General features: G+C 42.5%; 13 protein-coding genes. 7 read left to right on the top strand and 6 right to left on the bottom strand.

All coding sequences use genetic code 11. From position 1 onward, the window contains the following. Positions 1-10: 10 nt before the first annotated feature. Positions 11-604 (top strand): hypothetical protein, encoded by a 594-nt coding sequence (locus L0P88_RS15755; RefSeq protein ID WP_247130892.1) that lies wholly within the window; start codon positions 11-13, stop codon positions 602-604. On the opposite strand, the gene L0P88_RS15760 is transcribed toward L0P88_RS15755, so the two are convergent. Both L0P88_RS15760 and L0P88_RS15765 read right to left on the bottom strand, forming a co-directional pair. Continuing rightward, complete coding sequence (locus tag L0P88_RS15760) at positions 605-1,327, bottom strand: LytR/AlgR family response regulator transcription factor (RefSeq protein WP_158780105.1); 723 nt, start codon at positions 1,325-1,327, stop codon at positions 605-607. Further along, complete coding sequence (locus L0P88_RS15765; protein WP_247130893.1) at positions 1,324-2,370, bottom strand: sensor histidine kinase; 1,047 nt, start codon at positions 2,368-2,370, stop codon at positions 1,324-1,326. The genes L0P88_RS15760 and L0P88_RS15765 overlap by 4 nt, the downstream gene beginning before the upstream one ends. Positions 2,371-2,556: 186 nt before the next feature. Here L0P88_RS15765 and L0P88_RS15770 point away from each other — a divergent pair, with 186 nt between their 5' ends. The 3 genes from L0P88_RS15770 to typA all read left to right on the top strand — a co-directional run bounded on the left by L0P88_RS15770 (position 2,557) and on the right by typA (position 7,653). Continuing rightward, on the top strand, positions 2,557-4,956 hold the full coding sequence (locus L0P88_RS15770) for a TonB-dependent receptor domain-containing protein (RefSeq protein WP_247130894.1): 2,400 nt from the start codon (positions 2,557-2,559) through the stop codon (positions 4,954-4,956). 297 nt (positions 4,957-5,253) lie between these two features. After that, the gene (locus tag L0P88_RS15775) at positions 5,254-5,805 is read left to right on the top strand and encodes a hypothetical protein (protein ID WP_247130895.1); all 552 of its coding nucleotides are present in this window, start codon (positions 5,254-5,256) and stop codon (positions 5,803-5,805) included. A gap of 48 nt (positions 5,806-5,853) precedes the next feature. Beyond that, a complete protein-coding gene (gene typA, locus L0P88_RS15780) occupies positions 5,854-7,653 on the top strand; it encodes a translational GTPase TypA (RefSeq protein ID WP_158780109.1) in 1,800 nt (599 codons plus the stop codon). A gap of 808 nt (positions 7,654-8,461) precedes the next feature. Here typA and L0P88_RS15785 read toward each other — a convergent pair. From L0P88_RS15785 to L0P88_RS15800, 4 genes are all read right to left on the bottom strand, one after another. Then, complete coding sequence (locus L0P88_RS15785) at positions 8,462-8,764, bottom strand: GIY-YIG nuclease family protein (protein WP_247130896.1); 303 nt, start codon at positions 8,762-8,764, stop codon at positions 8,462-8,464. Between the two features lie 71 nt (positions 8,765-8,835). Further along, the gene (ppgK, locus tag L0P88_RS15790) at positions 8,836-9,594 is read right to left on the bottom strand and encodes a polyphosphate--glucose phosphotransferase (protein WP_247130897.1); all 759 of its coding nucleotides are present in this window, start codon (positions 9,592-9,594) and stop codon (positions 8,836-8,838) included. A gap of 90 nt (positions 9,595-9,684) precedes the next feature. Continuing rightward, positions 9,685-10,368, bottom strand: a complete 684-nt coding sequence (locus L0P88_RS15795) for a cell division ATP-binding protein FtsE (RefSeq protein ID WP_247134879.1) — start codon at positions 10,366-10,368, stop codon at positions 9,685-9,687. A gap of 141 nt (positions 10,369-10,509) precedes the next feature. Further along, positions 10,510-11,547 carry an SRPBCC family protein gene (locus L0P88_RS15800; protein ID WP_247130898.1) on the bottom strand — a complete coding sequence of 346 codons (1,038 nt, stop codon included), beginning with the start codon at positions 11,545-11,547 and terminating at the stop codon, positions 10,510-10,512. Between the two features lie 226 nt (positions 11,548-11,773). Between L0P88_RS15800 and L0P88_RS15805 the strand changes: the two genes are divergently transcribed. The 3 genes from L0P88_RS15805 (at position 11,774) to L0P88_RS15815 (ending at position 17,804) form a co-directional block, all read left to right on the top strand. Continuing rightward, the gene (locus tag L0P88_RS15805; RefSeq protein ID WP_247130899.1) at positions 11,774-14,797 is read left to right on the top strand and encodes a tetratricopeptide repeat protein; all 3,024 of its coding nucleotides are present in this window, start codon (positions 11,774-11,776) and stop codon (positions 14,795-14,797) included. A 9-nt stretch (positions 14,798-14,806) separates the two neighbouring features. Further along, positions 14,807-16,558: a TonB-dependent receptor gene (locus L0P88_RS15810; protein WP_247130900.1), complete on the top strand. Its 1,752-nt coding sequence runs from the start codon at positions 14,807-14,809 to the stop codon at positions 16,556-16,558. Positions 16,559-16,787: 229 nt separating this feature from the next. After that, complete coding sequence (locus L0P88_RS15815; RefSeq protein ID WP_247130901.1) at positions 16,788-17,804, top strand: OmpA family protein; 1,017 nt, start codon at positions 16,788-16,790, stop codon at positions 17,802-17,804. The last annotated feature ends 55 nt before the right edge of the window (positions 17,805-17,859 follow it).

Raw genomic sequence — 17,859 nt, forward strand, 5'->3', positions numbered from 1 at the left:
AAACCGGACCATGTATAAACCACTCTTATTGCTATGCTGCCTTGCCATTTTTTTCGGTTCCAATCTCAATGGTCAGTACTTACAGGAAAAAGGATTGGGAATCATTAATTTGGAACGGCACCAGTTTACCATAAACCTTTTGGCACCGGGCTTCCGTTATGAGCTGGGTCTGTTGAGAAACGTCAGTGCTTCCACTAGTTTTAGCCCGGCCTTTGTAAACTATAGAGAGGGATACACTTTTGGGTATTCATGGCATGTGAGATTGCGATATTACCATAACATTCGAAAGCGATTGGACATCAATAAGAATGTGGTCGGAAACTCAGCAAATTATTTTGCTGCGGCCCAATCCATTTTTTGGGAACCGATTCAAATAGTTGAAAATATGCCCAACACCAAAGATTGGTCGTTTTCGTTTTATGGAGCGGTTTATGGCATACAAAGAACTTTTCGCAAGGGGTTAAATATCAATGCTGAGGTTGGTTATGGCTACATTAGGGGAGACGGACTGCTAGATGGTCATGGTCCTTTGGTTCATATCACCTTTGGATGGGTACTCACTAAGCGTAGGAAGCAACCAGAGTTTCAATTTGATGTTGATTAGTTACAAAATTATTTTTTTTAAAGCTTCCATATACCCCCGACTTACCCGGACCACATCCTGGTTAAGCATGGTAACATCATAGCTTTTTCCATATTTGTTCAATTCCTTCACTTTGTCCAGATTGATGATGGAAGAACGATGTACCCTCAGAAATTTCTGGGGATTCAGTTTCTGTTCCAAATCCGAAATTCCAAAATTGCTCAGGTATACCTGCTTGTCCACATGAAGCTTGGAGTAATCACCGTAAGCCTCTACCCATTGGATGTCATTGACAGCCGTTGTGATCAGTTTTTTGTTTTGCTGGACCAAGACCCGGGTAGGATAATCCGTTTTATTCATAAGAAGGCTTTCGGTAAGCCTGCCCAGTTTTTGGTTGTCCGGGTTGAGGCGTTCTATGGCCAATCTAAAACGCTCTTTGGTATACGGCTTTAAAAGGTAATCCACGGCATGGACCTCAAAGGCCTTTAGGGCATATTCATCATAAGCCGTAGAAAAGATAATGGCGGGCAGTTCCTCTAAATAGGTCAATACCTCAAAACCGGTCTTGCCCGGCATCTGAATATCCAAAAACACCAAATCCGGTTTAAATCGGTTGATTTCGGAAATGGCATCCACCCCATTATTGACTTCAGCGATGAGGACCAAATCCGGATAGTCTTCCAAATACTCTTTAATCAACGTTCTACCGGCCTTTTCATCATCGGCAATGAGTACCTTTTTCATAGGGCAAAGCATATTTTAAGCCCCTGGGGTGTGTTGTCCAAAATTTCCAATTGACTTTGATACATTTTTTGAAGTCGTAACTGGGTGTTGCTTAACCCAACCCCTCTGCCAAATAGGCTTTTTTTATCCTTAACCCCTTTTCCGGTATCCGCGATTTCAAACTTCAACTTTTCACCTTCCTTAAAAATTGAAATTGAAATTTTGCCCCCTTTCAACGTATTGGATATGCCGTGCTTAACAGAATTCTCGACCAAAGGTTGTAACAACATGGGAGGTACCATTTCACCCAACAGTGCTTTGGGAACGTTCATTTCAATCTCTAGGCGTTCTTCAAATCTAGCCTTTTCCAGTTCTAGGTATTTGTTCACAAATTCAATCTCATCGGAAAGCGGTACCAACTCCTTTTTTGAAGCTTTTAGTTGGTATCGGAACAAATCCGCCAAAGTGGCAATTAGTTGTCTGGTTTTTTCCTGTTTTGGAGGTACCGAGGCATTTATGGTATTGAATACATTGTAGAGAAAGTGCGGGTTGAGCTGCGCTTTTATTGCGGCCAATTCACTTTTCAATGCAGCTTGGCGTAACTCCCCTTCCATTCTTAATTTTTGTTGGGCCACATTATAATATTCGTAAGCATGAAAGATGCCGAATTGAACTAGATAAAGCAGTGCGGGAATATAAATATCCCAAACAGAACCTGATCCCTCCAAATGTCCAAAATCCACAGCATCTGCAATTGAATAATAGACTTGTTGTGTGCCAAAAATGAAAATGGGCAACGTCACAATGTGTATCAATAGGCGTTTGTAGAGACTTATGGAACGTAATTGTTTGAATATCAAATACCAAATTGGGATGGTGAACAGTAAAAAAATTACGTATTGCAGTCCACAGGAGTCGATATAGGATACAAGGTCAAAAAATTCACCCCGCATGCCGGAGGTAATCCAAATGGCTACATAATAAAGGGTGGCAAAAACAAAATAGAAAATCAGTACTGCCAAAATTTCCTTTCGTCTTAAACCCCAAATCACTTTTCTATCCATGATTGTGTATTTCTCCGAAAATTAAGGAGTTCTTCTCAAATGACGTTTCCATGTTTCGACGAATGGACCTATATGCAGATGAATGGCCCCGGTCAATTCATCGTTCCATGGTTCAATTCAACAGAACCCTTTTTCCATGCTGTAACCATTTGAGGAGTTTTGGGGTATACTTAAAAACGAACAGTCATGAAAACCTTTATTTTTTCGGTATTGCTATTGATCGGTACGGGACTTTCCGCCCAAACCATTAAGGGCAAAGTAGTGGATGATAATGAGCAACCGGTCATATTTGCAGCGGTTACCTTAAATAACCCAAAAGATTCCAGTTTGGTCAAAGCTACCATTACCGCCGACTATGGAATCTTTGAATTTAATGGGATCGTATCCGGAAAATACATTTTAAAAATCACCAATATGGGCTATGCCGATTATACGAGGCGTATTGATTTTAAGGAGGAAAATTTGGATTTTGGTACCATATACCTCAATTCAGAAGCACAAAATTTGGAAGAAGTAACCGTAGTTTCTGAAAAGCCCATGGTCCAGGTATTGGCGGATAAGACCGTATTCAATGTTGAAAATACGATCAATGCCACCGGAACAAGTGCATTTGAGTTGTTGCGAAAGGCCCCCGGTGTCATCGTTGACAATGGCGGCGGGTTTATTGTTGAAGGGAAAACCGGGGTTCAGATTTTTATTGATGGGAAGTTGTCCGTTTTGCAAGGTGAGGACTTGACCAATTATCTGGAAAGCTTACAGGCCACCGACGTGGAATCCGTTGAAATTATCACCCAGCCTTCATCCAAATACGATGCTGCAGGAAATGCTGGGATCATCAACATCAAACTGAAAAAAGATAAGAGCCTGGGTACCAATGGCACTTTTACCTCCGGAATGACGGTTGGGGATTTTGGCCGTACCAATGCCAGCATAAATTTCAACAACAGGGAAAAAAAGGGCAATTTCTATGGTACCTACAGCAACCGATTTGGAAAGAGCACAGGGTTTATCGATCTGTTGCGAAACCAATTTGGGACACAGTTCGATTCCCGCTCCTCCAGCATCTATGATCGCAACACCAATAATATAAAACTGGGGTATGATTACTATCTGAACTCAAAACACACTATTGGCGCCATTGTGAACGGAAATTTTAATAATGGATTTACCAATAGTACTACGCGTACCCCCATTCGGGATGCGGATGCCATCGAAAATGATAGTTTACTTGTAGCGTTCAACCAAAGACAGAACACCTCGTACAACATCAATGCCAACTTGAACTATAAATATGCGGATACACTGGGTCATTCCATCAATGTGGATTTGGATTATGGGCGCTACAATAGCGAACGGGATGCCCTACAGCCCAATACCTATTTCAATGGGGACGAATCCCAGGTTTTGAGCGAGCGAATCACATTTCAGGATACCCCTATCGATATCAATATAGCCACGATAAAAGCGGATTATGAACAGGACTTTCTTAAGGGAAAACTGGGGGTGGGTTTCAAGTTGTCCTATATCAATACGGACAATACGTTTGACTTTTTCAATCAGTTGAATGGGGAGAACATCTTGGATACTTCACAGAGCAATCAGTTTGAATATCAAGAAAATATCAATGCGGCTTATGTCAATTTTAACCGCAAATGGGGCAAATGGAACCTTCAGTTTGGTCTAAGGGTGGAAAACACGGATTCCGATGGGATTCTTACCAGTCAACAGCAAAATGAAGACGATAGGGTACAACGAAACTATACGGATTATTTTCCTTCCGGGGGATTGACGTATCAAATGAACCGCAAAAACCAGTTTGCCTTGACTTATAGCCGAAGGATACAACGCCCCAACTATCAATCGTTGAACCCATTTGAATACCAATTGGATGAACTTTCCTTTAGTAAGGGAAATCCATTCCTGCAACCACAGTATACCAACAACATTAAATTGTCCCATACCTTCAATTACCGGTTGACGACTTCAATCAGCTATAGCTATGTAACGGACTTCTTTGCACGGGTGACCATTGCCGATAGTGAAACGACCAACTTTCTGACTACCTTGAACGTTGCGGACCAAGAAGTCATCAATCTGGGTATTTCCTATCCCAAAAAGATTTATGAATGGTGGAACATTTATTTTAGTCTAAATGCCTATATCAGCGATTTTAAGGCCACCAGTGAGGAGTTTTTACCGGTGCGTCAAGAAACCCTGAGTTTTTATGCCCAGAACACCTTAACTTTATCAAAAACCCTGAAAATGGAAATTTCAGGATGGTACAGTTCCCCTTCCATTTGGGGAGGAACATACCAAACCGAATCCTTGGGTTCCTTGAACCTTGCTTTTCAAAAGAAACTTTTTGATAATCGATTTACGGCCCGTCTTTCCTTCAATGATATTTTGTTCACGGTCCCTTGGAATGGAACTACACAATTCGGTGATCTTTTTATAGATGGCAGGGGAGGCAGTGATAGCCGACAAGTTGCTTTTAGCCTTACCTACGATTTTGGACGAAATGAAATTAAAAAGGCCAGAAAGCGAAAAACAGGATTACAAGATGAAAATGACCGAATAGGGAGTTAGTTTACAGGACTTTCTTGACGTTTTGTACAGGGGGCCACCTGCTTTTAAAAGCAAGATCTCCTTTTAAAATGCAATTCCCGTGAAAACCGAAATTATTCATTGAAATGCAAAAAATATTCAGACTGTTACCACGTATCTTCTGGATTTGAGGCAAGAAGAAAACGTAAGATCAATACAATGTAAACTATTGAATATCAACGGTGTAAAAATGTTTTCTTTCAAGTAGTTGAATGTAATCCTTCTCGGTATGTTTTTTGATATAGATTGCGGTATCAAACGTTAAAAACAATAACCATTATGAGAAAATCATTGACTGCCTTAATTCTGCCCATTTTAATTTCCTCAACCACTTTTGCCCAGCGCAGGGTGGAAGACAATCTTTTTTCACTGAATGTATTGGCTCCAGGAGCAACCTACGAGTTTGCAGTGGGCAATACATCAACAATCAATGCAAGTTTGGAATTTGGGATTTTGTATAGGAATTCTGATTTTTTTGAAGATGGTTTTGGTATTTATCCCGGAGGTACTTTACAATATCGTTTCTATAACAATTTTAAAAGACGTGAATCAAAGGGCAAGAACACCTTTGGTAACATGGCCAATTTTTTGGCTCCCAGCGTATATCTTCAAAGTGGCAATCCACTTATCGGGGATTTGGAAACGGTTTCTGACATCAATGGAGGAGCCGGAGTTATGTATGGACTGCAAAGAACGGGTAAGAAAGGCTTTCAATTTAATTTAATGTTCGGCCCTGTTGTATTCTTCGACGATTTTGATACGGAAGCGGGTATACTTTTAGATATTAGATTGGGCTTTGTTCTGGGTGCCAAGAAAAAGTTTAATAACTGATACAAAAGAACAAATAAGCAGTACCTTTGCGCGCTCAAAAGCAAGGCCATGCAGAAAATCAAGAACATAGCTATCATTGCCCACGTAGATCATGGGAAGACCACCTTGGTGGATAAGATCATGTACCATTGTCAATTGTTCCGTGAAAATGAGAATAAAGGGGATTTGATTTTGGACAATAACGACTTGGAACGTGAACGCGGTATTACCATTGTATCCAAAAATGTTTCCGTGGTTTATAAGGACACCAAGATCAATATCATCGATACCCCGGGGCACGCCGATTTTGGAGGGGAAGTGGAACGCGTACTGAACATGGCGGATGGTGTACTGCTATTGGTGGATGCTTTTGAAGGGCCCATGCCCCAGACCCGTTTTGTGCTGCAAAAAGCCATTGATTTAGGGTTAAAACCCTGTGTGGTCATCAATAAAGTGGACAAGGAGAACTGTACCCCGGAAGAGGTACATGAAAAGGTTTTTGATTTGATGTTTGAACTGGGCGCAGAGGAATGGCAATTGGACTTTCCTACCGTTTATGGCTCTGCAAAACAGGGTTGGATGAGCGAGGACTGGCAAAAACCGACCGAAGATATTTCCCCACTGTTGGATATGGTCCTGGAACATGTTCCCGAATTTAAACCGGAAGAAGGCTCTACCCAAATGTTGATCACCTCCCTGGACTTTTCAAGTTTTACGGGCCGTATCGCCATCGGAAGATTACAACGTGGAAGCCTAAGGGAAGGGCAACAGGTCACCTTGGTCAAGCGTGAGGGCAACATGATAAAATCCAAAATCAAGGAGGTCTTTGTATTTGATGGTTTGGGAAGGAAAAAAGTACAGGAAGTACAAACGGGGGATATCTGCGCTTTAGTAGGGATGGATGGTTTTGATATTGGAGATACCGTTGCCGATTTGGAAAATCCGGAAGGGTTAAAGACCATTGCCATAGATGAACCTACAATGAGCATGCTCTTTACGATCAATGATAGTCCGTTTTTTGGTAAGGACGGCAAATTCGTTACTTCCAGACACATCAAGGAACGTCTGGAAAAGGAGCTGGAAAAGAATTTGGCCCTACGGGTGGAAGAAACGGATAGTGCGGATAAATTCATGGTTTTTGGTCGTGGGGTGTTGCACCTTTCCGTGCTCATTGAAACCATGCGTCGCGAAGGATATGAACTTCAAATAGGTCAGCCTCAGGTCATCATAAAGGAAGTGGACGGTGTTAAATGCGAACCCGTGGAGCAATTGACCATTGATTTGCCCGAGGAGGTTTCCGGTAAAGCCGTGGAAATGGTTTCCATTCGCAAAGGCGAAATGGTAAGTATGGAGGCCAAAGGTTCCCGAATGGTATGTGAATTCATCATCCCTTCCAGGGGAATCATAGGTCTACGGAACCAGTTATTGACGGCAACCGCCGGTGAAGCCATTATGGCACATCGGTTTTTGGAATACCAACCTTTAAAAGGGGCAATTACGGGTCGTATCAATGGGTCATTGGTTTCCATGGAAAACGGAACGGCAATCCCATATTCCATAGATAAGCTCCAGGAGCGTGGGAAATTCTTTATTGACCCTGGAGAGGATATCTATGAGGGGCAGGTCATTGGGGAAAATTCACGCCAGGATGATATGACCATCAATGTTACCAAAACCAAAAAACTTTCCAATGTAAGATCGGCAGGAGCGGATGATAAGGCCAAAATAGTCCCTGCCATCAAATTTTCTTTGGAAGAGGCCCTGGAATACATTCAAAAGGATGAATATGTTGAGGTAACGCCCAATCATCTCCGTTTGCGAAAAATACACTTAAAAGAAGTCGACCGAAAACGGAATAAGGTGGACTGATTATCTTCTCATTCCTGTATGTCATCCTCAGCGTAGTCGAAGGGAAAGCCGGAATCTATTGGTCCATTGACAACATGAAGTGAAAACATATTTAATCTAGGTACCTACTAAGAGCAAGGGGATGGCGAATTTATGGATTCCGCAATGAATGCGGAATGACAAATTACGTATAACATAATTTTGTCATTCCTGCGAAGGCAGGAATCTATTAATCAAACCAGTCGATAGCTAAATCGTTCCAATTTGGGTTTTCTTTTCAATCTTTTTTAGGTTTTACTATACCGAAGATGCAACCCAACCAGCTATGATTAAGTTGCTTAGCCCCAAAAAAAATCCCGCCAATTTATGTAGGACTTCATTGATACGTGAACGATATGAAGTAAAAACATATCTAATCTCGGCACATATTGATAGCAAGGGGATGGTGAATTATGGATTTCGCAATGAATACGGAATGATAGATTACCTATAACACATTTTCTGTCATTCCTGCGAAGGCAGGAATCCATTCATCAAACCAGTCGATAGCTAAATCGTCTCAATTTGGGTTTTCTTTTCAATCTTTTTTAGGTTTTACTATGCTGAAGAGGCAACCCAACCAGCTATGATTAAGTTGATTAGCCCCAAAATAATTTCCCGCCAATTCATATAAGATTTCATTGGTACATGAACAACATGAAGCAGAAACATATTTAATCTTGGTACTTATTAAGAGCGAGGGGATGGTGAATTATGGATTCCGCAATGAATGCGGAATGACAGATTACGTATAACATAATTTTGTCATTCCTGCGAAGGCAGGAATCCATTAATCAAACCAGTCGATGGCCAAATCGTTCCATTCAGGGTTTTCTTCCTCGATTAAGTTTATTTTCCACTGCCGTTTCCATTTTTTCAATCTTTTCTCCCTTAGAATGGCATCGTTCACGTATTGGTATTGCTCAAAGTAGACTAGTCTATTTAAACTGTATTTTTTGGTAAATCCCTCAACTAATTTGTTCCTATGTTCCCAAATCCTTCTTTCCAAATCGTTGCTTATCCCAATATAAAGGGTTCCATTCTTTTTATTGGTCAGAATGTAAACGTAGTATTGGTGGTTGATTTTGAACATTTATTGTGGATTCCTGCCTGCGCAGGAATGACAAACAAGAGAAAATAATTGCTATTTATGATTAGTAAGGATTAGCTCAAATGCCCATGATGTTGCTCCCTTAGGCAGGAAATGGCCGCTCCAATGATTCCGGCATGGTTCATAAGCTCGGCCTGAACAACATCGGTCTCAATATTGATCAGATGTCCATATTGGTCCCATTTCTTGGAAATGCCCCCACCAACAATGATCAAATCCGGAGCAACAATGAGTTCCACATATTTAAGGAATTTGTTGAAGCGTTTGGCCCATTTTTCATAAGTAAGCCCTTCCCTTTCCTTGGCTGATGATGCAGCCCACAACTCAATTTTTTTGTAGTTCTTATAGGGTATTTGTCCCAATTCAAAGTTGGCCAGTAATTCACCGTTATAAAAAGCACCACTACCAAGCCCCGTACCCACGGTAATCATAATGACCAGGCCCTGTTTTCCCCTACCAACCCCATAGTTCATGGAGGCATATCCTGCAGCATCGGCATCATTGACTACGGTAAATTCACGCCCCGTGGCTGCGGTAAAAAGCTCATCGACATTTACACCGACCCAACTCTTATCCAGATTGCCGTAACCTTTACAGATACCATTTTTAACTACGGTAGGGAATCCACAGCCCACGGGACCTCTATAGTTAAAATGGTCGATTATCTGTCCTATAACCTGGGCCATATCATCGGGTTTTCGACTTTGGGGTGTGGGTACACGAAAGCGTTCCGTGACCATCTCACCCGTTTCCGCATTTACCAAGGCTCCCTTCATTCCAGAACCCCCAATGTCTATCCCTAATAATTCCATATTTTTTATAAAAATTTTAACAAAGAAACAAAAACTGAATGGAATGCAATTTTTTAAATGGATGGCTTATCCAATAGTTTTCAACGGGAATTAAACAGCCTTTTGTACCACTTCAAATACTTTACTACCATCGCATTTAATGGTCTTATGTGGGTATTTGAGGATCAGTGCGTAGTCATGTGTGGCCATAATAATGGTTCGTCCATTTTCATTGATTTCCTGAAGCACCTTCATGACCTCCACACTGGTCTGCGGATCTAGGTTTCCCGTAGGCTCGTCCGCCAAAATTAGTTCGGGATCGTTGAGGAGTGCCCTGGCGATGGCCACGCGCTGTTGTTCCCCACCGGAGAGTTCATGTGGAAATTTGAATCCTTTGGTCTTCATGCCTACCTTGTCCAAAACCTCTTCGATCTTCGCATCCATTTTAGCCGTATCGGTCCAACCGGTGGCCTTGAGCACGAACTTTAGATTGTTATTGACATTTCTATCGGGAAGTAATTTAAAATCTTGGAATACGATGCCCAGTTTTCTTCTTAAAAAAGGGATATCATGCTCTTTAAGTGTTTTGAGGTTAAAATCCACTACCGTGCCTTCCCCCTTTTTTAGGGGCAGGTCACTGTAAAGGGTTTTCATAAGACTGCTTTTGCCACTTCCGGTCTTTCCGATCACATAGACGAATTCCCCTTTTTTTACTTGAAGGGTGACACTGCTCAATACCATGTTCTCTTCTTGAAAAATGGCAACGTCCTGTAGTTTTACTATCGTTTCGGGCATTATTCTCTTTACTGCTGTAAAAATATCAAGATTTGGGTTAATGCACCATAGAAATGGTGTTTCATTGGTTATGCCCATAAAAAAATAGCCCCCTTTTCGAATTTTGGAAAAGGTATTTGGCGCCAAAACCCATCATTGAAATCATTCTACCGGATAGTAGATATCGGTCTGGATTTTATCAGGGGCAACCAAGGTAGGGTCATTGACATAAAGTTCATAAACGGGTCCGGCCATTGTCATTTTATGTGTTTCCATAAATTCTTCTATGGCCAGATGTGCCTCCCTGTCCCCAGTTCCGTAATTTCCGAATTTGGAAACGGTGACCACGGTACCTTTGGCAAAGCTCATGGATTGCATATCTTCCGCTGGTTTAATGGCTTCCTTTAGAAACACCCCTATCATAAAATCGGTCTCCCCAGTGGTTTCGTCCCATTTGGTAAAAATGGCCCCAGGGGTGAACTCCCCGTATTGAAGCCCTTGCTCAACAGCATATTCACCTACTTTGGGCATGGATTCCTGGAATAGTTTTGACATGGCCTCCTGATCCATTTTTGAGCTGTGGGCATATCCAATGAAATTTCGTTTGTCAACGGTCACCTTGGATACTTCACCCAGGGACCAGGCAGACATCATTTTGTTGTACGCCTCGGCCTCAATGACCATTACGCTATCAAGTCGTTCCAAACCTCTTTCGAACATGGGCCCCATCATCTTATCATAGCCACCGCTAATGGCACCGAAAAACTTGAATAGGTAGGGCACGTTATCGGCCTTCATGCCCCAGGTTACCTCAGTACCTTCCACATTGGGGTCGAATTTCCAAAATGCGGAGGCGCTGCCCATTCCTTCAAAAGTCAGTTCGGTGGTAAGGGATTCATGGGGTATGGCACTGGTCATTTTTTGACTTCCCTTGCCATCCTTACCATCCCAACTATAGGAAGCACCTTCACCTTTTGTGGTTTCCCCATAGCTAAAGGTCATGCTAGGGTCTTCCTCAAGCCAGGGCCCCCAAGCCTCCCAATTTTTATAATCGCTTACATTGTTGTACACAAGTTCCACCGGAACGTCGATAATACGACTCCTCTTTACCTCATAAGAATTGGGTTGAACCGCTGCATATATTGCTAAACCAATGATTGCAATCAATAAGAACAATACGATATATTTTACAATTTTCATGTCGCTGGTTTTTAATGATTAAGTGTATCCTAAAGATACGATTTTTAAGGCTTTAGGACTTAATTGTAAGCTTTTTCTTTCAATTATGTATGCGCTGAACTAGTCCATAAAGACGGAATTATAGGAGCGTTGAATGGCCCAAAAGGTTGTATTTCGAGAAGGGTGCCATACTTTGGCGCGAATTTTGACGTTAGGTATGTACAATCAGAGAACCACGTAGAACACTATGAGATGGAATTTTCAAGTCATTCCATTCCTTTTTATGGGAATGGTCCTTTTTGGCACTGCCCAGGAAACACAGATTTTTTCACACGACAACAAACAGTACCAAGACGCTTTGGCGTTGTATAATAACCAACAATACCAAGCTGCGCAGTCCCTTTTTGAACAGGTCAAGGAAAATACGGATGATCAGGAAGTCCAGGCCAATAGTCTCTACTATGCGGCCAATGCCGCCATTCGATTGAACCAAAGGGGGGCTGATAAATTGATGGAGGATTTTGTGGAGCGTTATCCTACCTCCACCAAGCGAAACTCCGCCTTTATGGACGTGGCCGATTATTATTTTGAAACGGGAAAATACCCTTATGCGTTGAAGTGGTACAAAAAAGTGGAGGAAAGCGCAATGTCCAGAAAGGATAAGGCACGTTTCAACTTCAATATGGGGTATTCCTATTACGCTGCCAACCGTCCGGCAGAGGCAGAACGGTACTTTAGTAGGGTTTCAAATTCACCTAAATATGGCTCCCAGGCAAAATACTACCTGGGATATATCGCGTACGAACAGGATGACTATGATTCGGCCAATGAACGTTTTGATAAGATCAGCGATCCTGCGGTGCTGGAAGAAAAGCTTTCGTACTATCAGGCGGACCTAAACTTTAAGTTGGGCAATTTTGAAACCGCCATTGAAATGGCCGAAAAGCAGCTGTCCAAATCCAACCGAAGGGAAATATCGGAACTGAACAAGATTATTGGGGAAAGTTATTTCAATCTGGAAAAGTATGACGAAGCCATTCCCTATTTAAAAAAATACAAGGGAAAACGCGGTAAGTGGAGCAATACCGATTTTTACCTTTTGGGATATAGCTACTACAAACAAGGTGATTTTCAAAACGCGGTAGGTCAATTCAACAAGATTATAGACGGAACAAATTCCGTTGCGCAAAATGCCTATTACCATTTGGCGGAATGTTATTTGAAATTGGACCAAAAAACAGAAGCCTTGAATGCCTTCAGGAATGCTTCGCAAATGTCGTTCAGTCCGGAAATCGAAAAAGATGCTTCCCTAAATTATGCCCGATTGAGCTATGAAATTGGAAACCCATACGAACCGGTTCCCGAGGTAATGACGGACTATTTAAGGAAATTCCCCGGGGACGAGCATGAAGAAGAGATTAAAAATTTGTTGGTGGATTCGTTCATTACCTCCAAAAATTTTGCCGGGGCCATGGAACTATTGGAAAAAAATTCCGGTTATGCCGGAAAGGATACCTACCAAAAGGTAGCATTTTACAGGGGGGTGGAATTGTTTACGGACAATGCGTATTCCGATGCTCTGGAAGCATTTGAAAAATCCTTGAAAAATGCACCAGAACCCATTATCAGGGCCCGTTCACAATATTGGAGGGCAGAATCCGCGTATCGTTTGAACCGTTTTGACGATGCCTTGGATGGATTTAGGGAATTTCAGCAAAACCCCACGGCCAAAAATGTGGACGAATACGGACAATTGGACTATAATTTAGGGTATTGCTATTTTAAACAAAAAGACTATGGCAATGCAGTGGCTGCATTTAAAAAGGCTTCGCGATCCACTGGTCTTGATGAGGTGATGAAGACCGATGCTCTAATGCGTTTAGGGGATGGCCACTTTGTGACCAGTAACTATAAATCCGCTTTAAATGCCTATGATGCCGCCGCTAAGGTCAATGGTCCCGAACGTGATTATGCCGCTTTTCAGAAGGCTATGTGCCATGGTTTTCTTGGGAATACTTCCGCAAAAATAGATGGACTGGACCAGTTTGTGATACGCCATCCAAAATCCTCCCTCCGGGACGATGCGCTTTTTGAACTGGGCAATACCCATATAAAAGCCAATAACGAATCACGGGGTTTGCAAACCTATGACCAGTTGATTGACCAATTTAGCAGGAGCAAGTTTGCTCCCCAAGCCATGCTGAGACAGGGATTGGTGCATTATAATGCGAGTAGGAACGAGCAGGCCTTGGGGAAATTGAAAGGAGTGGTCAATACCTATCCCAAATCACAGGAGGCCAAACAAGCCGTTGCTACGGCAAAGTTGGTCTATGTGGATATGGGAAGGGTCAGTGAATATGCGTCTTGGGCAAGAAATTTGGACATTGTTGAGGTGACGGACTCCGAATTGGATGATGCCAGTTTTGAAGCCGCCGACCGTAAATACATAGAAGGAAAAACAGGGGTTGCCATTCGGGCCTTTGAAGATTACTTAAAGGAATTTCCCAATGGCGTACATACCCTTCAGGCGAATTTTACCTTGGCACAGCTGTATTTTTCGAAAGGGGAAAAGGAAAAAGCGTTACCCAGATATACCGTGGTTGCGGAACGTGGTTCCAGTGAATATAGCGAACAGGCACTCACCAGGGTCTGCGAGATTTATGTGGGCAAAACCGATTATGAAAAGGCCATTCCGTTCTTGGAGCAATTGGAAACGCTTGCGGAAATCCCTCAAAACAGGACCTTTGCCCAGAGCAATTTAATGAAGGGCTATTATGAACGAAAAGACTATCAAAAAACCTTGGCCTATGCCAAAAAGGTACTGAGTGCCAGTACCATTGACAATAGAATACGAAGTGATGCGCAGATCATGATCGCCCGTTCTGCCATAGAAACAGGAAATGAACAATTGGCCGAAACGGCATTTGCGGAAGTGAAGAAAATTGCCACGGGTAGGATTGGTGCGGAAGCGTGGTATTATGATGCCTATTTCAAGAATAAAAATGGCGATTACGAAAGTTCCAATACTTCGGTACAAAAATTGGCGAAGGACTTTGCCGCCTATAAGGAATGGGGCGGTAAGGGATTGGTGATTATGGCCAAAAATTTCTATGCCCTTGAGGATGCATTCCAGGCCACTTATATTTTGGAAAGTGTTACCGAAAACTTTGCCGAATATCCGGATATCGTTGCCGAGGCCAAAGGAGAACTTTCCCTCATAAAATCCCGCGAAGCGGAAATCAATTCATCAATCAATCCAGATAATAATTAATTGGAATACATGCGAACGGTAAAATTATATTTCCTCATCCTTTTTTTGAGCCTTTTTGGGGTTGTTCGGGCCCAACAAACCGATGATATAGGTACGGAAACGGTAACGGTGGTAAAACCGTATTCCCCCTCCGTTTCAGATGCCTTTAAAATCAAGTTGGATCCCGTTATCAATGATTCCATTGAATTGCAGAAAAAACCGATTGAATATGTCATTTTTTCCGTGCCGGTGGCCTCGACATTCACACCGGCCAAGGCAAAGGCCGCCAGGGTGGAGAAAAGGCCACCACCAACCCTGTACAATTCGTATGCCTCGGTAGGATTGGGAAATTTCAATAATGCCATAGTCGATTTTTACACCAGTCGGAAAGTAGGCAGGGATGAGAACTTGTTTGACGTGGGCCTTACCCATTTTTCATCCCGCGGTGATATCGATAGCACACCCTTGGATACCGATTTCTACAACACGAATTTGGACCTTTCCTTTGCCAAAAAGGATAGGGACTACGATTGGAGTATTGGACTGGGATTGGGCCATCAGCTTTACAATTGGTACGGTCTTGAAAGCGGCGCATTTACGGATACGCAGATTGAGGGTATCGATGAACTCCAAAATTATTTCAATGCAGAGGCAAATGCCCAGTTGACCGTGGAGGATTCTTTTTTTAAGAATGGCAAATTGCTGGTGAGAAGATTTTGGGATGCTTTGGAATCTGGGGAGAATAGGGCGGTTTTTAAGACCGAATTGGAGATTCCCATAAGCTCGGAGCTGGTAAATTTTAAGACCAAGGTAGATTATGTTGGTGGGGAGTTTGAAAATGCGAGCTTAAACAGCACCACGAATACCGCGGGCATAGATTACGGCCATCTGATCGTAGGGGTCAATCCAAGTTTTGTGGTACTTCGGGATGAGCTTACATTGCATTTGGGGGCCAATTTGGTCTATGGAACGGATTTGGAGCGAAGCAATGGGAACTTTTTCATCTATCCGGCCATTACGGCCTCGTATCGATTGGTGGAAGACCAGGTTATTGCCTATGGCGGCATTGAAGGAGACCTGAATCAGAACTCCTATTACGATTTTGTTGGGGAAAATCCTTTTGTTTCACCCACCTTGGAGATTCAGCCTACCGATCAACAGTACATGGGCTATGCGGGACTAAAAGGGCAATTGACCACCAATATAGGGTACAATGTAAAGGGTTTTTATAGGGCTGAAAATAGAAGGCCATTGTTCTTTCTCAATCCGCAAAACCTTTTTCGGGATGATGAAGGGGGATACAATTTTGGCAATTCCTTTCAAGTGTTTTATGATGATATACGGACCCTGGGATTCTTTGCCGAAATCAACGTGGATATCAACCGTAATTTCACCCTTGGCCTTAACGGGGAATATTTCAACTATAATACGGAAACCGATAATCCCGCGTGGAACCTACCGGAAATACAGGGGTCCCTTTTTATGGATTATCAAATTAGCGATAAATGGTATGCCGGGGCCAACCTGTTTTTTGTTGGGGAACGTGAAGATTTGCAGTCAGTGGCTGCTGAGAATACGCCCCCCAATGAATTTGTTTCCAATAGCATCACCTTGGACAGCTTTTTTGATGCCAATGCCCATTTGGGCTATCGGTTCAATGACCAATTATCGGTCTTTGCCAAGGTATCCAATTTGGCGAACAACAATTACGAACGTTGGAGCAATTTTAGGGTACAGGGCTTTCAGGCATTGGCAGGGGTTTCCTATAAGTTCGATTTTTAGTAAAATCCAACAGTAAGAGGGGTCGCTCCTTCATTCCAGCGTCACCCTGGGTTCGTTGAAGGAAAGGCAGGAACTCTTATGCAATGCGGTTATGGAAGTAGGACCACCGACAGTGTCCAAAATAAGGGCAATCCAAGCGTTCTTGGACATTTTCTTACCTTAGAAGTGGATGAGATGGGTCCTTGGTACGTTAGTCTGTTTCCTCCCATGGATGGGGTATTCCCAAAATTTGGTCAAAAACCCAAGTTTTGAGGATTTTTTGGAGTGCCCCAATACCTTGGGAACTTTTGGGATACAGCTCAAATCCTGGTCAACACCTACCCAGGGTTCAACGGATTATTTCAATACCTGTAGTACGGTGATGGGAGCACCCGAAAACTTCAATGGCATACAGCATCCCAAATTTGGCAATGCCTATGCCGGTCTTTATTTTTTTGCCCCTGCGGATTACCGGGAATACATTCAGGTGGAATTGAAAAGAACCTTGCAAAAGGACCAAAAATACCATTTGGGGTTTTACGTAAGTTTGGCGGAAGGGTCCGATTTTGCGGTAAAGGATTTTGGAGTGGTGTTGAGCCATAAGGCTATCGACATCAAAACAAAAAAACACCTTTCCAAGGGAAGCTTGTTTAAAGTAAAGGGAAATCAATTTCAGCAATTTGAGATAGGCCATACGGATTTTCATGAGGATAAATCCATTTGGTTGCGGGTACATACCACGTTTATTGCCAAAGGTTTTGAACGTTATTTGATTTTGGGAAACCTAAGGGACAACAAATCCACCAAAAAGGTTCGGACCAAGCGAAGGGAAACCAAAAAAGGGGCCTATTATTATATCGATATGGTTTCCCTAACTTCCGAAACCAAGGAAAGCGGACCTGAAAGTGAATTGGTGACAGATACACTTTATGAATTTGAGAACGTCCATTTTGATTTTGATGGGTTCAGTATAGACAGGGCAGTGGAGAAAGAATTGTTAAAGGTATATCGGCAATTGGAACAGCACAAGGATTTACATTTGGAAATTCACGGACATACGGACAACAAGGGCAGTGAAGCGTACAATCAGGTCTTATCGGAAAAGAGGGCAAAAACCGTGGTGGATTATTTCTTAAAAGCGGGGATAGCTTCCCACCGAATCTCGTGGAAAGGCCACGGGAGCACAAAACCGAAGATGACCAATGATTCTGAACAGGGACGTGCACAAAATAGACGCGTTGCGTTTTTGTTGTACGAATCCCACTGAAGAATACCATTAAAGGCAATAAACCGCTGATTAATAGAGTTATATAAGAAATGAT

The organism is Muricauda sp. SCSIO 64092 (assembly GCF_023016285.1).
Classification (GTDB): Bacteria; Bacteroidota; Bacteroidia; order Flavobacteriales; family Flavobacteriaceae; genus Croceivirga.

Bases quoted from the DNA above. Each gene is read 5' to 3' on its own strand.
- L0P88_RS15755 (WP_247130892.1), top strand. From the start codon at position 11: ATGTATAAACCACTCTTATTGCTATGCTGCCTTGCCATTTTTTTCGGT.
- L0P88_RS15760 (WP_158780105.1), bottom strand. From the start codon at position 1,327: ATGAAAAAGGTACTCATTGCCGATGATGAAAAGGCCGGTAGAACGTTG.
- L0P88_RS15765 (WP_247130893.1), bottom strand. From the start codon at position 2,370: ATGGATAGAAAAGTGATTTGGGGTTTAAGACGAAAGGAAATTTTGGCA.
- L0P88_RS15770 (WP_247130894.1), top strand. From the start codon at position 2,557: ATGAAAACCTTTATTTTTTCGGTATTGCTATTGATCGGTACGGGACTT.
- L0P88_RS15775 (WP_247130895.1), top strand. From the start codon at position 5,254: ATGAGAAAATCATTGACTGCCTTAATTCTGCCCATTTTAATTTCCTCA.
- typA (WP_158780109.1), top strand. From the start codon at position 5,854: ATGCAGAAAATCAAGAACATAGCTATCATTGCCCACGTAGATCATGGG.
- L0P88_RS15785 (WP_247130896.1), bottom strand. From the start codon at position 8,764: ATGTTCAAAATCAACCACCAATACTACGTTTACATTCTGACCAATAAA.
- ppgK (WP_247130897.1), bottom strand. From the start codon at position 9,594: ATGGAATTATTAGGGATAGACATTGGGGGTTCTGGAATGAAGGGAGCC.
- L0P88_RS15795 (WP_247134879.1), bottom strand. From the start codon at position 10,368: ATGCCCGAAACGATAGTAAAACTACAGGACGTTGCCATTTTTCAAGAA.
- L0P88_RS15800 (WP_247130898.1), bottom strand. From the start codon at position 11,547: ATGAAAATTGTAAAATATATCGTATTGTTCTTATTGATTGCAATCATT.
- L0P88_RS15805 (WP_247130899.1), top strand. From the start codon at position 11,774: ATGAGATGGAATTTTCAAGTCATTCCATTCCTTTTTATGGGAATGGTC.
- L0P88_RS15810 (WP_247130900.1), top strand. From the start codon at position 14,807: ATGCGAACGGTAAAATTATATTTCCTCATCCTTTTTTTGAGCCTTTTT.